The sequence below is a fragment of the Streptomyces asoensis genome (genome assembly GCF_013085465.1).
Taxonomy (GTDB): domain Bacteria; phylum Actinomycetota; class Actinomycetes; order Streptomycetales; family Streptomycetaceae; genus Streptomyces; species Streptomyces cacaoi_A.
This window is the reverse complement of the sequence record NZ_CP049838.1, coordinates 7,530,240-7,546,783: the sequence shown is the minus strand read 5'-3', so window position 1 is coordinate 7,546,783 and position 16,544 is coordinate 7,530,240. Positions and strand designations below refer to the sequence as shown.

14 protein-coding genes and 2 pseudogenes are annotated in these 16,544 nt (G+C 67.5%); 10 read left to right on the top strand and 6 right to left on the bottom strand.

The annotated features are described in order from the left end of the window. Window positions 1–3: 3 nt before the first annotated feature. The 4 genes from G9272_RS44810 (at window position 4) to G9272_RS33910 (ending at window position 3,879) form a co-directional block, all read left to right on the top strand. Complete coding sequence (locus G9272_RS44810; RefSeq protein WP_216377844.1) at window positions 4–738, top strand: hypothetical protein; 735 nt, start codon at window positions 4–6, stop codon at window positions 736–738. A gap of 290 nt (window positions 739–1,028) precedes the next feature. Further along, on the top strand, window positions 1,029–1,796 hold the full coding sequence (locus G9272_RS33920) for a winged helix-turn-helix transcriptional regulator (protein ID WP_171402284.1): 768 nt from the start codon (window positions 1,029–1,031) through the stop codon (window positions 1,794–1,796). Between the two features lie 19 nt (window positions 1,797–1,815). Then, window positions 1,816–2,040 carry a hypothetical protein gene (locus tag G9272_RS33915; RefSeq protein WP_171400042.1) on the top strand — a complete coding sequence of 75 codons (225 nt, stop codon included), beginning with the start codon at window positions 1,816–1,818 and terminating at the stop codon, window positions 2,038–2,040. 543 nt (window positions 2,041–2,583) lie between these two features. Next, complete coding sequence (locus tag G9272_RS33910; RefSeq protein ID WP_216377843.1) at window positions 2,584–3,879, top strand: helix-turn-helix domain-containing protein; 1,296 nt, start codon at window positions 2,584–2,586, stop codon at window positions 3,877–3,879. Window positions 3,880–3,908: 29 nt separating this feature from the next. Here the strand turns inward: G9272_RS33910 and G9272_RS33905 are convergent, their stop codons facing one another. After that, complete coding sequence (locus G9272_RS33905) at window positions 3,909–4,325, bottom strand: hypothetical protein (protein WP_253268296.1); 417 nt, start codon at window positions 4,323–4,325, stop codon at window positions 3,909–3,911. A gap of 80 nt (window positions 4,326–4,405) precedes the next feature. Further along, window positions 4,406–4,744 (bottom strand): annotated as a pseudogene (locus G9272_RS33900) (nucleotide sugar dehydrogenase); the annotation flags it as partial. Window positions 4,745–5,018: 274 nt separating this feature from the next. On the opposite strand from G9272_RS33900, the gene G9272_RS33895 reads away from it, so the two are divergent. Then, on the top strand, window positions 5,019–5,636 hold the full coding sequence (locus G9272_RS33895) for a hypothetical protein (protein WP_171400040.1): 618 nt from the start codon (window positions 5,019–5,021) through the stop codon (window positions 5,634–5,636). A 273-nt stretch (window positions 5,637–5,909) separates the two neighbouring features. Continuing rightward, window positions 5,910–6,263: a hypothetical protein gene (locus G9272_RS33890; RefSeq protein WP_253268031.1), complete on the top strand. Its 354-nt coding sequence runs from the start codon at window positions 5,910–5,912 to the stop codon at window positions 6,261–6,263. Between the two features lie 492 nt (window positions 6,264–6,755). Here G9272_RS33890 and G9272_RS46470 read toward each other — a convergent pair whose 3' ends face one another. Continuing rightward, window positions 6,756–6,923 carry a DUF6308 family protein gene (locus G9272_RS46470; protein WP_437184386.1) on the bottom strand — a complete coding sequence of 56 codons (168 nt, stop codon included), beginning with the start codon at window positions 6,921–6,923 and terminating at the stop codon, window positions 6,756–6,758. A 153-nt stretch (window positions 6,924–7,076) separates the two neighbouring features. On the opposite strand from G9272_RS46470, the gene G9272_RS33885 reads away from it, so the two are divergent. After that, window positions 7,077–7,661, top strand: a complete 585-nt coding sequence (locus G9272_RS33885; RefSeq protein ID WP_171400039.1) for a GNAT family N-acetyltransferase — start codon at window positions 7,077–7,079, stop codon at window positions 7,659–7,661. A 699-nt stretch (window positions 7,662–8,360) separates the two neighbouring features. On the opposite strand, the gene G9272_RS33880 is transcribed toward G9272_RS33885, so the two are convergent. Both G9272_RS33880 and G9272_RS45565 read right to left on the bottom strand, forming a co-directional pair. Further along, window positions 8,361–9,536, bottom strand: coding sequence for a GNAT family N-acetyltransferase (locus G9272_RS33880; protein ID WP_171400038.1), 1,176 nt, complete (start codon window positions 9,534–9,536; stop codon window positions 8,361–8,363). 100 nt (window positions 9,537–9,636) lie between these two features. Further along, complete coding sequence (locus G9272_RS45565; RefSeq protein ID WP_253268029.1) at window positions 9,637–10,149, bottom strand: hypothetical protein; 513 nt, start codon at window positions 10,147–10,149, stop codon at window positions 9,637–9,639. 364 nt (window positions 10,150–10,513) lie between these two features. Here G9272_RS45565 and G9272_RS46245 point away from each other — a divergent pair, with 364 nt between their 5' ends. Further along, window positions 10,514–10,816 (top strand): transposase family protein, encoded by a 303-nt coding sequence (locus G9272_RS46245; RefSeq protein WP_367398566.1) that lies wholly within the window; start codon window positions 10,514–10,516, stop codon window positions 10,814–10,816. Further along, a pseudogene (locus G9272_RS33870) lies at window positions 10,743–11,537 on the top strand (ISAs1 family transposase); the annotation flags it as partial. The gene G9272_RS46245 and the pseudogene G9272_RS33870, both read left to right, overlap by 74 nt. 245 nt (window positions 11,538–11,782) lie before the next feature. Here G9272_RS33870 and G9272_RS33865 read toward each other — a convergent pair. Further along, window positions 11,783–15,589, bottom strand: coding sequence for a WD40 repeat domain-containing protein (locus G9272_RS33865; RefSeq protein ID WP_171400037.1), 3,807 nt, complete (start codon window positions 15,587–15,589; stop codon window positions 11,783–11,785). Between the two features lie 148 nt (window positions 15,590–15,737). Here G9272_RS33865 and G9272_RS33860 point away from each other — a divergent pair, with 148 nt between their 5' ends. Continuing rightward, window positions 15,738–16,205: an RICIN domain-containing protein gene (locus tag G9272_RS33860; protein WP_171400036.1), complete on the top strand. Its 468-nt coding sequence runs from the start codon at window positions 15,738–15,740 to the stop codon at window positions 16,203–16,205. The last annotated feature ends 339 nt before the right edge of the window (window positions 16,206–16,544 follow it).

Here is a 16,544-nt window from a genome sequence, read left to right as displayed (position 1 = left end):
TGGGTGGCCAACATCGTCTGGCACACGAAGTTCCAGATCCTGCTCGACCTGACCATGGACGACCTCGATCATCCAGAACTTCCTGATCTGTGGGAGACGATCTACAAGACAGACCGGTATTACGGGCAACGAGGCGTACCGGTGCACCAGCGGGACCTCCAGTGCGGAGGCATATGCCGCGAAGCGGGCGTGGAAGCATGGATGCACCTGCGCTTGCGCGCCAACGGGCACCGCGAAGCGGTGCACGAGAGGCGTGAAGACGAAGCCCGCCACACCGTCCCGATGAGTGATGAGCACAAGGCTTACCAGGAGCGGATCCTGCGCGCTGCCGAGGAGGGCGGCTTCCACAGCGACAGCGAAGTGCGCACCCGCGTGGGCCGTAGCTGGATACAGACCGACACCCTCGTCGAAGGAGCCGACGGACGCCGAATCGGCTGGGAAGTCCAACTGTCCTCTGTTGGCAGTGATGGACTTCGCGGTGTCCGCGCCCGCGCAGCCAAGGCAGAAAAGAACGGGATCACTCCCGCCTGGCACACGGACCGCTCCGGCGGACACGCCCTCGACGACCTCGTGCTGCGGTACGCGGCCGAAGTCGTGGACCTCGAACGCCGGGAGCAGTCGGAAGCCGAGGCAGTCTGGGACTTGCTGAACGTCCGCCTCCTCCTGGACCAGCCTGCCGCCCGCGGTCTTCGGCCGCCCGGCAAACCGGCCCCGCGCCGGGCGATGAGGACCTCATAGCCGTAACCCGAGAGGTCGCCGCCCTTCTGCCCTGGCTCAACCGCGAAGCTCTGCGCCAGGGCCTGCGCGTCCGCAGCATCCACGTCAGCAACCGCCGCCTCGGCGCGGTGCTCCAGCGTCTCCGCGCCGAGCGCGACCTTCACTGATCCGCACCCCGCCGTTCGATTCACCCTTCGTTATAACGGAGTTACCGCCATGTCCGCGCCCGCACCACCCGCAACCGCCCAGAGCGGCTCCGTCCCGCAACCGCCCAGAGCGGCTCCGTCGACGCCCGGCGCGTCGAGGAGGCACTGTCCCTGATAGCGCCGAAGTGGACCACTTGGTCGGCGCAGACCCTGGCCCAGCAGGGCGGACCCATGCGTGTGCGTGACGTCGCCGTCCGCCTCCCCTTTGTCAGCGAGCAGTTCGTCGGCAAGCGGCTGGCCCAGATGCACGATGACGGGCTGGTGACCCGAGCCGGTGATCGCCACAGTGCCCCATACCAGCTCAGTGGGTTCGGCAACGCACTGTCATCGGTACACCGGGCGCTGTCCGACTGGTCCCACGCGCACCTGTCGCTCGGCAAGGTGGCCGGTGCCGAGCGCGTCGAGGACGCCGTGCGCCGGCTGCACCTTCGCCACTCGACCGCCGTGATCCAGGTCCTCGACGCGGGCGGGTCCATGCGGTTCGTCCACATCGCCGAACAGGCAGGACTGGACAACGGCTTCACCCGGCAGCGCCTGATCCGGCTTCAGCTCGACGGCCTGGTCACCCGCACCGGACCGCGCCACGGCGATCCGTATGTCCTGACCGCGGCCGGGCGGGCGCTGGGCCCGGTCTACGCAGCCGTCGAGCACTGGAGCAACCCCGTCGTCACACCGCGTCCCGCCCTTGTCGGGGTCGCGGCGGCCACACGCACCCACACGGGCATCCGGACCGCAGCCGCCCTGCGTCGCAGCACCGTCGCGCCGAACTCCCTGTTCAGCCATGCCCCGCAGCCACAACCGGCCGGAGTGACTCCGCCCGTTGCCTCGGCCGCCGCCGGCGTGCCCGCTACTGGCTCCTCCCGCCGCCGCTGACCACGCCCTTGGAGGAGCCGTGCCGTACAGCCCGAACGACGAGCAGTGGCGCGAGTACCACGTCACCCCGCGATACCTGGCGGGATCGACCTTCACCGGCGATCCCGCCCTCCGGCCCCTCCTCGACGCGCGCTGGAACCTGACTCACGACGAGATGGGCATTATGTGGAATCAGATTTGTCAAGGTTCGAGACTGTTTACCTTGGTCCAATATCCGTTGGGCAGGCTGATGATGGTGTTATAGGTGCACCAGCCGTGGTGCAGGTTGTGAGGCCCGGGCTCACGTGATCCATCCCGGAGAGCTTGCGCATGGGCCGTGAGGTTCAACGGGGATCGTTTCTTGGCCCCCCCATGAGGTCAGCTAACCAACCTGGAATCCTGTTCAGGCTGGAGCCGGGAGAGCTCTTTCGGGTTCCCCCGGCAGGCGCTACTATCTACTGCTCGTGATGCAGCAAAATGATGATCACGGCGGTGACCAGCCTAATGGCGGCAGCAGCGATCACCTTTCGCCACGGAGCTGACTCCTCCTTCTCCTGCGACCTGTTGCGACGCGACTCTTCGTTCATGACGAGGTCCCACCCCTTAGTAGCCAGAGTCTCCGTAACTCCTGGCTGTTGGGGGTATGTCCCGTCCGCTACCCCGTCAGTCCGGAGGTGCTGTATCGGTCACATGCCGTACTGCCTCACTGGTACGGCCAACTCTTCTTCGTACTGGGCGCCTGGTACGACGTGCCATGCATCTGATACTGCTATGGCTACGAGAGCTGACGGGGGATCATGCTGCCAACATGAGCGATGAATCGAAGAAGACTGCGCGACACCTCAACGAGCCCTGGTGTCAGGAACTACGTGCCGCGGCCGGAACCATGACTCGTGCGCAACTCGCCGAGGCTGCCAACATGAGCAAGGCCAAGGTGCAGGACATTCTCGGTGGACACATGAAGCCGAGCATGGACGACACCGCACGTCTGGCCGAGGCACTCAACTATCCGAAGTTGCGACTGCTCGCATTGGCCGGCTACCTCGAAGGGCTATCGAATCTTCTTACGTACCTCGACCAGATCGAGGAGCAGGCGGAGCGGATGGAACATTCCGCCAAGCGTCTTCCCGGAGATCCCCTGTCAGGGGCGACCCGCATCGCCAACACAGCCCTGACGGAAGGAAATTTTGAAGTCTCCATGCGTCCGCTGTTCTTGGGAACTGGAGATCGGCGACGGCACTATGCCGACCGTGTTGTACTGCGCCCGCTGCATGACGGACCAGTTTCGGAGTCTGCCCGTACGCGTGTTGAGGCGGCCCTCTATGACGAACTTGCATGGTTTGGGGCGGGCTTCACGGAAGGCTGGAGGGAAGGAACAATGGCCCTCACCATCAATGTGCCGCGCTTCGTTGGCCTCCGTCGAGGGTCTGGCACTCCGCTTCTCGGTGTGCCACGGTCCATCGCCGTCGTCGGAGGACACTGGGCAGGCTCTGCAGACGTCGCAAGTTTTCTCGGCTACGCCTTCGACTACGACTACAGCCATGTTGCCTTTGTCGCTTCTCGTGCCTTCTCACGGCTCAATCATCACTATAACGATCGCTTCCGAGACCGCGACCGACTGGAGGTCGCACGAACATACGTTGAGGGCAGTGACCTTGGACGAATCCGTGTTTGGGCAGCGGACACGGGTGACGCCGAGACCGTCGCCAGTATCATCGCTACATCACGTACACGTAAGACTCCGCTGATTATCCACCTGCGCCCCACCGATGAACTGCTCGAATGGACAGCGCATGCTAGAAGCGCGCAGCGTCACACTCTGGCCGCGCCGGGGGAAGATCTCCGTGCTCTTCACGTGGCACGCGGGAAGACAGATGAGGCCCTACTTCCGGTAGCAAACAAAGTCCTTGTGCTGCCAGCGGCCCTTCCTTCCGGTGCGCGATTGACCCCCACTGGAGAGGCGGTTGACTCACCTGACGGGTTCTTTGACATGTGGGCCTCGCTGGCGGAGCAGGCAATCCGAGGAATGCGTGAACGCTTTCGACTTCCGTTCAATCTGCAAGCGGCCTTGCAACGCCTCAATGATGTGAAGATCCAAGTCTGAAGGGTGCGGAAAGGAGCCGATTTGCTGTCTCAGCATGCGAATGGCGTGCCATGGCGGACTTCCGCTGTGGGCAGCATGTTGACGACGGAGGGGAGGCCGAGCTCCCGCGGTGTGGCGCCCGCGGGTATGGAGACGTCGGTGAGCCGGTCGAGGAGTGCGGCGATAGCGGCTTGACCGTCGTCGACCGCAGCGCGTTCGCATTCGGTCAGAGGGATGGAGGCGAGCATGCGCTGCAGATTCTCCTTGGCTTCGAAGAGTCGGGCCTTGCTGGAGTTCTTGGGGATGTAGAAGTCGCAGCGGGCGCAGGCCATCCGGTGCTGGCACTGTTCGAAGAAGGAATAGGTGCACCAGCCGTGGCCCAGGTCGTAGTACTGCCAGGGCTCACCGGTGGCCGCCGCCCCGGAGGCGACGGCGTCGCGGTCGACGAGCACCTCGATAGTGCGCACGTTCCGGGCGAAGTAGCCGGCTTCGCTGTACGCCTTGGCCAGCGTGATTCGAGGACGATGACGCAGCCGGGGCGCATGTGCGGGGCGAGCATCCGGCCGGCGTCCAGGACTGCGGAGAGATCCGGCGCGCCATCGCGCAGCGGGGTCGGCACGGCGATGAGCGCAACGTCGAACCCAGCCAGGTCGCCTGAGCACGTGGTTGGCGTGCAGTTGCCACTCGTCAGCGCGTCCGTGATCTGGTCCGCCGTCACATCAGGACCCAACGGTTCCGCTGCCTTCAGCTGTTTCACACGCACGGCATCGATATCGAACCCGATGACACGGTGGCCGACCTGTGCTGCCCTGATGGCCAGCGGAAGACCTACATAACCCTCGCCGAGTATGACCGTGCGGCGTCGTCTGGGGCGTGCGTCAACCACCGGCGATCACTCGACCGGCAGAGGCAGGTCGTCGGCCAGCAGACGCTCGTTAAGTTCGCCGAGAGCCGTGCGATTGCTGTCGAACCGCAGTGCCTCGAGAGCCGCCTTGCAGTCCAGCCACCGGACGTCGGTGTGCTCGTGGGAGATCTTGATCTCTACTTCGGTCAGGTCGATGGCGAACGAGTGCTCCGGTACGACGTAGGTCCCGGCAGGCCAGCTGTCGCGATCAGCGAAGAACCGCGCCGGGATGCTGGCTCTGGTCTGCTGCCCGTCCGTGACCCTTCTGGTGGAACGTCAGCGCCGCCGACTGTCGGACGCACAGCTGCGGTTCCAGCAGCTGAGCCCGGCGGTGCACGACGGTTCGGCGACCCCGGAACAGAACGCCGAACACGGTACGCTCACCGCGCGCCTGCGTCGCTTTCCGAGTACGGGTAACCCCTTGCCCACGCGGACCGGCAACATCCTCCGCGCGGCGGAGACCCGGCCCACGGACAAGTACGGGCTCGATGCCGTGGCGGTGTGGCCGCATCTGTGGCTGCTGCTGCCGGACACGACACGGAAGGACATCGCCACCGCTCGGCTGTCGTTGGACGCTTCGAGCGCGGCATGTGTGTGGGGACTGGCCTTCACGGCCTTCGCGCCCTGGACCCTGTGGGCCGTTCCCGTCGGACTCACCGCGGCCGTCGCCGCCCTCGCCGGCTGGGTCCCGGAACGTGCGGAGACCTACGCGGACCTCGTCGAGGCGTCCTTCGACCTTCACCGGGGAGCCCTGTACGGACAGTTGCGCTGGCCCCTGCCCGGCAATCCGCAGGACGAACGCGTTCAGGGCCGCCGCGTCACCACCTACCTGGTGCGCGGTCTCGGCGGCAGCACTCCGCCCTTCACCCCGTGAGGGGGCGGTGTGATTCCGAGGTTCGTAGTTGGTGTGGCGAGGGTTGCTTGAGCTGGGGGGTTGGTGTTTCCCTGATAAAGAGTCCGGCGCTTTCGGGGACTGAAGGCAGTTGTGATGGCGGGGCCATTGCGTAGTCGAGGTTGGTTCGGTTCGCCGGGTTCCATGCGTGACGTAACGTCATGTCCGGTGTTCTCAGGGGCAACCCGGGCAGCAGAGCAGGCACGGTGCCGGTGCTCACGTGGTTGTCGAGACCCATGAGAACCGAGCGAGACCGTGCCTGCCCGAACATCATCGCCCATCCCCGCTGCGCTGGAGCACCTGGGCTCCCAGACTGTCGGCGTCTACCTGATCACCAGCCTGGGCGTCTTCGATGCCACCTGCGCCGAGCTCGCCACCTGGATCAGAGGCCACTGGGGCATCGAGAACCTCCTGCACCACGTACGCGACCGCACCTTCCGCGAGGACAACTCCAAGGTCCGCACCGGCACCCTGCCCCGGGCCATGGCCTCCCTGCGCAACCTCGCCATCAGCGTCTTCCGCCAGGACGGCCAGACCAACATCGCGGCCGCCGTCCGCCACGCCGGCCGCGACCACCACCGGCCCCTACGGGCCCTCTGCCGCACCTGACGAAACCGGACAGATCTCGCTCATGCAATGACCCTGCCCCCACGGAGGTCGCGACGGAAATCGACAATTTCGGCCGCGCCATCAATTCCTTCCTGAACCAGGTGGAGCGAGGCGAACGCACCCCGCTGCATGACCCGTTGAGTCCGGAGGAGTTCGAACAGTCCATGCAGGCACCCGCCGAGGCGCAGGTGAAGCTGATCAACGTCATGCGACGTTCTCTGGGCAATGATCGGAAGGGGCTACCTTTCGGAATTGGCGAGTAAGGCAACGGCCTCAGCGTTCCCGGGTGCCGCCAAATGTGACCAGGATCGATAGCTGACACTAGGGAACGTTCGTGACCTGCTCTGATGCCAACTAGGTTCAGCAATCGTGGGTGCGGAATCAGAGAGATAGTTGGCACTTTGGTACACCGCAGGTCACGGGGTGTTCCGGCGGCAGCAAGGGACCATCTACCCTCCAAGGGGAAGGCTCCCTCGAGTGCGGCCGACGGACTCAGGTCCCGGTACAGATTCTCTGTTGATGATCCATACGGTGGTGCATCCAGAGCACCACGTCGCAGACACGCAGCGCACTGACAGTCGCGGGGAGGCCGGCGGACTGTCGAAGGGCCGTCAGTTCACGGTGTAGCGCATGGTTGTCAGCACGCAGCGCGCCATGCAAGTCGAGCTCATCCGATACGATCCACGGCGATGTCCCCACACCGGACCGAACGCTCAACTCCCGCCCCAGACAATGCGACCGGGGCGACCCACCGCATTGCATTAGCTGCTGTGAGCCACGGTGCGGCAGCGCTTCCGAAGGTACGGTGCAGTAGTGAGCAACGACTCTCTCCTCGGCAGCGCTGTCCGTCTCATCCCGCTGTCTGTTGACCACGCAGAAGCGCTCTTCCCCTCTGCGTCGGATCCCGAGGTCTGGCGATGGATGCCTCGGCCTCGCCCTGAGTGCCTGGAAGAAATGCGGGCGATGATCATGCAGATGCTGGCGGATCGAGCCCGACAATGCTTCGCCGTCCAGCGCCTGGGAGACGAGGCGGTGGTCGGTTCAACCAGTTTGTATGAGCTTGACCTCACTGCCAGCCGGGCTGAAATTGGTGCGACCTGGTTCGATCGTGCTTGTTGGGGTGGCCCGTATAACGCCGAGTCCAAACTTCTGCTGCTCGGACACGCCTTCGACGGTCTGGGCCTCGCCCGAATCGCTTTACGGACCGACAACCTCAATGTGCGGTCCCAGCAAGCCCTGACACGGCTGGGGCTGATCCATGAAGGGACGCTGCGCAGCCACATGGTGCGCCAGGACGGCACGCGCCGTGATTCGCTGTACTACAGCGTACTCGCGGACGAGTGGCCATCTGTGCGCGACAAGCTGCTCGCCCGTATCGCGGCCAAAGCCCCTGCCTGATCGTGCAGTTGCCCATCAAGGGGCGAGAAGGACTACTCGCTCCCGCAAGAGACGGAATGCCGGCCAGCCACGGCGCCGGTCCCGAAACGGTTGCCCTGCTCCTGGTTGCCGCCGACGACAGTCCCAAACGCCTGTGTTCCGAGACAGCCTTCGCCCCTCTGCGCGCTGTCGCGTCGCCCGTCCCGGCCTCCTCCGGCCGCAGGGACCGCCATCGGCTCAACTGTGCAGAGGAAACCGCTCCGCCAACACCGCCCTCTACCGCATCGCCGTCGTCCGGCTGCAACGTGCCCTTCGGACAGGCGCGTGCGTCGCCCGCCGCACTGCGGAGAGCCTGCAGAGGAAGGACATCATCCGCTGTCTCAAACGCGACATAGCCCGCAAGGCCTTCAAAACTCTCACCGCACCGAAGCAACGAAAGAACTCTTACGCGGGCCGCTTGACACAAGCTAGAAGAATCTCCTGCGCCGACGGGTTGAGACTACAAACGCCTCCCCCAACCGCTCGAAAGCTTCGAGCGTTGCGGTGACCGATGCCGTCACTCGTTCAGTGGCCAGGCTGAAAGAGTTCCTTATCTTGTTGGCGAGTTGGTTCCGGTCCTTCGTACGATCGGGAGGCCCAGGCCTGGTGCGTCGGCGAGCACGAAGAGAGGTTTGGCCATCGAGCCGCTCCTTCCTTCCGATCTCGGCCGTCTGCTGAGGGCTATTCCGGCAGTCCGAGTTCCGATCGAAGGGACGCTTCTCGCGCCGCGAGGCGGAGTACGGCTCGTTCGCGCAGTGGGGCGGGCCATTGAACGACCCCGTACAGCGGGACGGGGGTACAGCCACGGGCGAGTTTGGCGTCGTAGGTGCCAGTGCTGAAGAAGTAGCGCTTGATCCCGTGCTCGATACCCCACAGGATCGGCTCGTAGTACACGGCGTTGAAGTACGTGAACCTGGTGTCGGTCGCGGAGTAGTCGAAGCCCGCGAGGCGCATGTAGAGCCGCTCCCCGTCAACCAGACCGAGGCTCATACCAATGGGCTGCCCGTCCTGTTCACACACGAAGACGCGCACCTGCCCCTCCACGGTGGCACGCAACTGGGCGTAGTCGCGCAGGATGGACTCGACTGTCCCAGCGACCCCGTAGCGTTCCAGCAACCTCAGTTGCAGTTGTGCCGTGGCCTCGTTCAGCTCCTGGGTGCCGTACAAGACACGTGTGGTAATTCCTCCCTTGGCAAACTGTCTGCGCTCTCGCCGGACCATGGCGCGCCGTGAGGTGCTCAGCGTGGCGAGGTAGTGCTCGAAATCGGGCCAGCCGCCAGCCAGTTCGGTTTGCGCGGCGACGAGGAAGGGAGCGTCGGTGCCCAGCGCGTCAGCAATGTCCTTGGCCGCGTCCTCGTCGAGGTAGAGGAACCCCGTCGCGACGCAGCCCTCCACCTCGGCCAACTCCACGGCCGCACGTGCCAACGCGCCGCGCTGGGTCGAGCGTAGCGCGGCATCGGCCTCGGGGTCGGTCAGCAGCACGCAATGGGCCCCGGGCACCGCTGCGATGGCGTTGGGGAACAGAGGTGGGAAGCCTGGCACCGTGCCGGAGTCCGGCGCGGTCTCCCCGGCCGGCTTGGCATCTGTTTCCGGGCTGTCGAGGAGCGCCTGGAGGTTGTAGAGCCTCCTTACCTGGTCGTCGCGCACGACGCGCAGGGAGACCAGACCCACCGTTCGGCCTCGCTCGTCCTCAAGAATGATGTGCCGCAACAGGCCGCCCGACGCTGCTTCGCAGTAGCGCAGATACGCGGGCGAGTCGTACAGCGTTCCCGAGGCGAGGAGCGGTTCGAGCCTATCCAGCGGAAGATCGTCCACGCTGCGGTAGACCCGCGTGGTGAACAACGCGGCAGGGGTCATGGAAGCATCAGCCTTCCGGAGAGCAGGGACGTGACCTCGGCACCCAGCAGCACATCGCCGTCGCGCACGATGCGCAGGAGTAGATGGCCAGGCACGGGCTTCACACAGACGACGAGTTCACAGCGATGGGTCCGCTCGTTTCGGGCCGCTCGCGGCCTTCCAACGCTTGGGCAAATTCCAGCCACATGCGGCCGTAGTGAGCCGCCAGGTCGGCGACCAGAGGCGTGCAGTGCGGCGGCACCGCCGAGATTATCCAGTCGCCTTTGGCATGGAACTGCAGCAAGCGCAGAAGGTGCCGACCCGCTTCGTTGTGTCGTAGCGACGGATCCCGGAGCAGCTTTTCCAAGATGACATCGGGGGTTTCGGTTGCATTCTTTTCGGCCTTCGCAGGAGCGTCTTGCCGAACCGCCGTCGGATCGTCACCGCGCATGAGGCGCATGCGAACGTCGCGCACCGTCCCGGGGGACACGCCCGCATCTATCGCTATCTCGCGTAACGAGGCGCGCGGATTCTCCGCGATGAGCCGAGCCGCCCGGGCACGGCCGTCGGTGCTGTTCAGAGGACGAACCTTGCCGTCCCTCCCGACGCGCACCACTGTGTCCGGCCCGTCCACAGTCACACGCTGGCGGATTCTGGCCACCGTTCTCGCCGAAAGGCCGGCCGATCTCGCGATCGCGCGGTCAGACATGTGCGGGTGAGATGTGATGATCCGCTCCGCAGCAGCATTCCGGTCCGCCTGCGAGAGAGGAAGGCCATGAGTGACGTTGGCCTCGACGGCCCGTAGAAAAGCTTCGGCGTCGCTGCCGCTGAAGAAGATGACCTCGATACTCTCCTGCCCCTTCCGAGACAGGGCTTCGGCGTAGTCACTTGACGTCCGGTTCGTGACGATCCGTCGGCTCGGCGGATCCGGGGAATGCGACAGGCACGGCTTCCAAGATCATGGAGTTCTCGACGCCCCGTGATCCGACTGGAAGACCGTGCCTGCCGACGCATCATCGCCGATCCCGCCTGCCTTTGACCAACTCCGCGAGCATCCCGAGGCCGTACCCGAGGAGATCCCGGACCTGCTGGCGCGACTGGCCCAAGTGCCCGACCCGCGAGATCCGCGCGGCGTACGGCACGCACTGGTCGTCGTACTCGCGCTGACCGCGTGCGCGGTTCTGGCCGGAGCGACCTCTCTGCTGGCGGTCGGTGAGTGGATCGCAGATGCCCCGCCGTCCGTCCTGGAACGCCTCGGCATACGGCCAGATCCACTGTGCCCGAAGCGGGTTCCTGCCTGAGGAAACGACAGTCCGACGGCTGCTGGCCCGCATCGACGGCGACGCGCTGGACCGGGCGGTCGGACGCTGGCTCGCCGACAGCCGCCCGAAGGCGACCGGGCTGCGCGGCCTCGCCGTGGACGGAAAGAGCCTGCGCGGCGCGGCCAGAGCGAACGGCCGCAAGATCCACCTGCTCGCCGCGCTGGAGCACGCCACCTGCCTGGTCCTGGCCCAGCTGGACATCGGCGAGAAGACCAACGAGATCACCTGCTTCCAGCCGCTGCTGGACACCGTCGCCGACCTGGCTTCAGCCGTGGTCACCAGCGACGCGATGCACACCCGGCGCGAGCACGCCGACCACCTCCTCGGCCGGGGCGCCCACTACATCGTGATCGTCAAGGGCAACCAGAAGAAGCCGCGCAAGCAGCTCAAGTCCCTTCCCTGGAACGACATCCCGCTTCAGGGCCGCACCCGGGGCACCAACCACGGCCGCTCGGAGATCCGCCGGATCAAGGCCGCCACCGTCAACAGCCTCCTCTTCCCCGGAGCCCGCCAGGCCGTCCAGATCAAGCGCCGGCGCACCGACCACAAGACCCGCAAGACCACCGTCAAGACGGTCTACGCCGTCACCAGTCTGACCGCCGAACAGGCCACCGCGGCCCAGCTCGCCGAACTCGTCCGCGACCACTGGAAGATCGAGACCCTGCACCACGTCCGCGACACCACCTTCGCCGAGGACGCCTCACAGCTGCGGACCGGCAACGCGCCCCGAGCGATGGCCACCTGGCGCAACCTCGCCATCGGAGCCACGCCTTCGGAAGAACGACCGTCACACCCTTCCTGACCTGCATGGATGCGGGCCAGGAAGGGGCCTTGCGGCGCCTGTGGTACTTCTCCGGGACTTCGGGCGTCAACGCCTCATCGGCACCGTCCTCGACTCGCCGACGGAAGCACGAACGTGGAGAGGGCCGGCCTGGGCCGTGGGCGTCATGTGGCGGGGCACGGTGGGGTGAAGTCGACCGCCGCGAAGTACCGTGCCCATTCGGCTCTGGTGATCCGCGGGTACGCACGGTCGCAGATGCGGGCGGCAACCCTGTCCAGGCCGGTGTCCCAGAGCCGGATGGTGAAGTCGTTGCCGCCGGTGGCCAGGGTGTTGCCGTGCGGGTCGAACGCCACGGCCGGTACCGGATTCGATTGACCGGTGAGGAGGACGGAAGCAGCCGCACCCCCCACGTCCCACATCGGGATTCTGCCGTCCGCGGCACCGGCTGCGAGTCGGCGGCCGTCCGCGGAGAAGGCCAGTGCGTAGAGCCAGGAGCCGGACGCCCGTAGCCGCGTCACCGTGCCCGCCTTCACCGCCTTCACCGCCTTCATCGGGCGGCCGGTGTCGCCGATATCGATCAGCCAGACCGTCTTGTCCGGCCGGTGGACGGCGGCCAGGGTCCGGTTGTCGGGGCTGAACATGCCACCGGTCAGCGGCTCGGATCGGAGCGGGGACCGGAGCTCCCTGGGGCTGCGCGGCTCGCTGATGTCCCAGAACCGCAGCGAGCCGGACTCTCCCGTGCTCGTCACCAGTGTGCGGCCGTCGGGCCGGAACGACGCCATGGTGACGTCCGGCCCGCCCTCGGCAATCCGGCTCAGCAGCCGGGGGCGGCCGGGATCGGTCAGGTCCCACAGTCCGGCCTCGGCTTTCGCCCACACGGCCAGCACGTGGCCGCCGGGGCCGAAGCCGGCCCCCGCGACTTCACCGGCATCGGGGGTGAGGACCGACATGAGCCGCGGTCCGCGTGGAGCGGTCACGTCCCAGACGCGGACGGTGCCGTCCTCGGCGGCCGAGACGAGGGTGCGCCCGTCCGGGCTGAACGCCACGGACCGCACGAACCTGGTGTGCCCGCGCAGGAGCGCCAGCGGCCACAGGGCCCGGCCACCGGTGACCTGCCACAGCCGTACGGTGCCGTCCCAGCTGGCGCTGGCGAGCAGGCGGCCGCCAGGGGCGAACGCCAGGGACGTGACGACGTCGTCGTGGGTCCCGAGCGACAGGTCCCGCAGGTCCAGCAGCCGGTCGGAGTCGGCGAGCGTGCGCCCGTCCGGGCTGAACGCGGCTTGGTAGGCCCCACCGGGAATCGCGCTGACGCGCTTCGGGTGTGCCGGGTCGTCGACATCCCAGAGCAGAGTGGACCCGCCGACCGAGGCGAGTGTCCGGCCGTCGGGGTGGAACGCCACCGACCAGACGATCGTGACATGGCCGAGCAGAACGGCCGGTGGCCGCGTCCGCGGGCTGCTGCCGATGTGCCAGATCCGGGCGGTGTGATCCCAGCTCCCGGTCGCCACGGTCCGGCCGTCCGGGCTGAACGCCACCGAGGTCACCGTGTCGGTGTGTCCGCGCAGCACGTCGAGCCGGCGCGGATGCGCGGGGTCGGCGACGTCCCACAGCCGGGCGGTGGTGTCGCCGGTGGTCGCCAGCCTGCGGCCGTCCGGGCTGAACGCCGAGGAGGTGACCGCGGCGGTATGGCCGGGGAGGGTGGCCAGCGGTCGCGGATGGCGGGGATCCCGCACGTCCCACAGCCGCGTCGCGCCGTCGGTGTGGCCGGTGGCGATGATGTCGCCGTCGGGCCGGAACGCCACCCACATCGGTGCGGCCGACTGAACCGGCAGGGTGCTCAGCTCGACGGGCGCCCGCCGGTCCGCCACGTCCCACAACCGCACCGATCGTTCGCTCGCCGCCGCCAGGACCCGGCCGCCCTGCCCGAACGCGACCGACAGCAGCCGCCGGGGCTGGTTCAGGACCGCCAGCCGGACGGGGTGGTGGGCGTCCCCGACGTCCCACAGCCGGACCGTGCCGTCCCAACTCGCGGTGGCCAGGACCGTGCTCTGCGGGGCGAAGGAGATCGAGACCACGTCGGAGGTGTGACCGGTGAGCCGGCTGATGTACGGCGTCGCGAACGTGCTCATCAGCTGATCGCGGACGTCGTTCGTGGCTGCCAGCCGGTACGCGGCCAGGTTCAACTGCGCGGCGAGCGCGGGGTTGCGGTGCCGCACCTCGGCCGCGTCCGCGGCGGCCTTCCGCGCGATGGCGACGTTACGCTGCCGGACGGCCGCGTCGCGGGAGCCGACGGCCAGCACTCCCGCGGTGACCGCGGTGACCATCAGTACGGTGAGAAGCGTGACCAGTTGCCGCAAACGGAGCGTCCGCCGTCTGGCCGCCGCCATCTCGCCGGCCTGCGCGTCCCTGCTCGCGCCGAGGAAAGACCGCTCCCTGGAGGTCAGCCGGCCGGGATCCGCGGCGGCCAGGTCCAGTGCTGCGGCGAGGCGGGCCCCCCGCCACACGGCGTGCGGGTCGCGGCCGTGCGCCTCCCAGTCGGCGGTCGCGTCGGTGAGCTGCCGGTGCAGGACCAGCCGGTCCCGGTCTTCGGTCAGCCAGTCGCGCAGCCTCGGCCAGCAGCGGATGATCGCCTCGTGGGTGATCTCGACGCAACTCTCGTCCAGCGTCACCAGCCGTTGCCGGGCGAGGGATTCGAGCACGAAGGCGGTGTCGGGGCCCGGGTCCAGCTCGTCCGGGGCGATGCGGCGCCTGGTGTCCTCGGTACCGTCGCCCAGGGCGGTCAGCCGGAGGAACAGCGATCTGGCGAGGCTCTGCTGCACCGGCGACAACGCCCGGTAGGCGGTCTCGGCGGTCTGCGCGAGCGCGTGCTGGATCCCGCCGGCCGCCAGGTACCCGTCCAGGGTCAGGCGGTTGCCGCTGCGACGGCGCCAGGTCTCGACCATCGCGTGTGAGATCAGTGGCAACGCACCTGGCTGGCCGGTCGCGTCGGCGACCACGGCGGCCAGCAGCGGTCCGGTCACCGTACAGCCGGCGAGCCTGGCCGGCCGGGTGATGGCCTCGCGCAGCTCCTGGCTGCTCATCGGGCCGACGGCGAGCTGCGCGCCGCGCATCGCCTCGACCAGCCGGGGGTCCTGGACGCAGTGGGCGTAGAAGTCGGCGCGTACGCCGAGCACCACCCGGGTCCGGCTGGTCGTCGCGGTGGTGGCGGCGATCAGCAGGGCGATGAACGCGTCTCGTTCGTCCCGGTCCCGGCAGAGGGTGAAGACCTCCTCGAACTGGTCGGCCACGATCAGCGCGTCGATGTCCGGTGTGCCGTGGATCATGGCCTGCCGGATCCGCAGGTGCAGCGCCTCGGGATCGTCGCGCAGCTCGGTCATCAGCGCGCCGGGGGCCTCTCCCGTCACCGCGGCCAGGCGGATCGCGCACTCCTCGACGGGGTGGGGCCCCGGCGTGAAGAGCATCACCGGCCACCCCGATGCCCGCGCACGGGCGACGAGCCCTGCCCGCAGCAGCGAGGACTTCCCCGATCCGGACGGCCCGAAGACCGCCAGGAACCGGTGGTCACGCACCTTCGCGAGCGCCTCGTCGGTCAGCCGTTCGCGCCCGAAGAAGCGGTCGGCGTCCTCCGGCTGGAACGCCGAAAGACCGGCGTACGGCGTGCTCTGCCGGCTGGTTTCCGCGGGCCCGTCGCCCTGCGCGCTCGCGGCGATCTCGGCGGCGACCGCGTGCCAGCGGGATTCCCATGCGCGGCGGTCGCCCTGGCACACCTCGACATACGCGAGCGTGACACTCAGGCTGGGAAACGTGCGTCCGCCCGCGGCGTCCGACAGCGTCGTGGACGAATAGTGCGCCTTTTGGGCCATCGTCCGGTAGGGGGGCCGTCCCGCCGTCTCGCGCAGCTTCCGCAGGTCGGCCGCGAAGCACGTCAGCGGACCGGTGTCCAGGTCAAGCGGGCGTTCGGCGCGTGGCATGCCCTTCCTCTCCCGAGCCTCTCCGCAGCCGCGATACGCGGTGATTGTCCGGCTGTTGATGTCCGGCGTCGCCGACCCGGCGCCGGACAACCCTCGGCAGGTAGCCATGGACCAGCGCAACCGCGCACCGACCATGCGGAGGGAAAGCATGAAGGCTACGAAACGACTGGTGCCGCTGCTGGCGGCGATCGGGCTCGCGATCGGCGGAAGCCTGACGGGACCGCCGGCCTACGCAGCGGCACCGCTGCTCAAGTCCAATCTGAACGGCAGGTGCGCCGACATCTTCATGTTCCATCAGGAGAACGGCGCCTCCACCGTGACGTGGGACTGCCACGGAAACACCAACCAGCAGTGGCGCTGGGACGGTGAGCAGATCCGTTCCGGCATGAACGGAAAGTGCCTGGAGATCTACGCGTCCCATCCGGGTGACCAGGGCTCGGTGGACACGTGGGACTGCAACGGCTCCAGCACCCAGAAGTGGTTCCGCAACGGCACCGAGATCCGCAGTCGGCTGAACGGAAAGTGCCTCGACATCCTGGGCGGTCGGCCTGAGAACGGCCAACTCCTGGTGAGTTGGAGCTGCAACGGAGCGCGGAGCCAGAGCTGGGACTTCTGAACGGTGGCCCGGCCCGGCACGTGATGTGCCGGGCCGGGCCGCGGTCACCCGGTGGCGTACGCCGACCGGCTCGGCCCGGCGGTACTCGCGTGGATCGCGCACGGGGGACCGAGCCAATCCGCACCTCCACGACTGCACCCGGACAGAAGGAATGTCGACAGGGACGAGACTCGCGCACCGCGGACGCGACCGGGTCGGAACGGCCCGCAGTCACTCGGACGAGGGTCGTGCCGATCAACCAGTGCCCTCTGGGCCGCCGGGCCTCAGTTCTTCCCGGCGGCGGGGGATGCGCGCCCCTGCGCACGGTCGGGTGGCCGTTGATCGCCTATCTTGGCGCCT

Bases quoted from the DNA above. Each gene is read 5' to 3' on its own strand.
- G9272_RS33860 (WP_171400036.1), top strand. From the start codon at position 15,738: ATGAAGGCTACGAAACGACTGGTGCCGCTGCTGGCGGCGATCGGGCTC.
- G9272_RS33910 (WP_216377843.1), top strand. From the start codon at position 2,584: ATGAGCGATGAATCGAAGAAGACTGCGCGACACCTCAACGAGCCCTGG.
- G9272_RS33880 (WP_171400038.1), bottom strand. From the start codon at position 9,536: ATGACCCCTGCCGCGTTGTTCACCACGCGGGTCTACCGCAGCGTGGAC.
- G9272_RS33865 (WP_171400037.1), bottom strand. From the start codon at position 15,589: ATGCCACGCGCCGAACGCCCGCTTGACCTGGACACCGGTCCGCTGACG.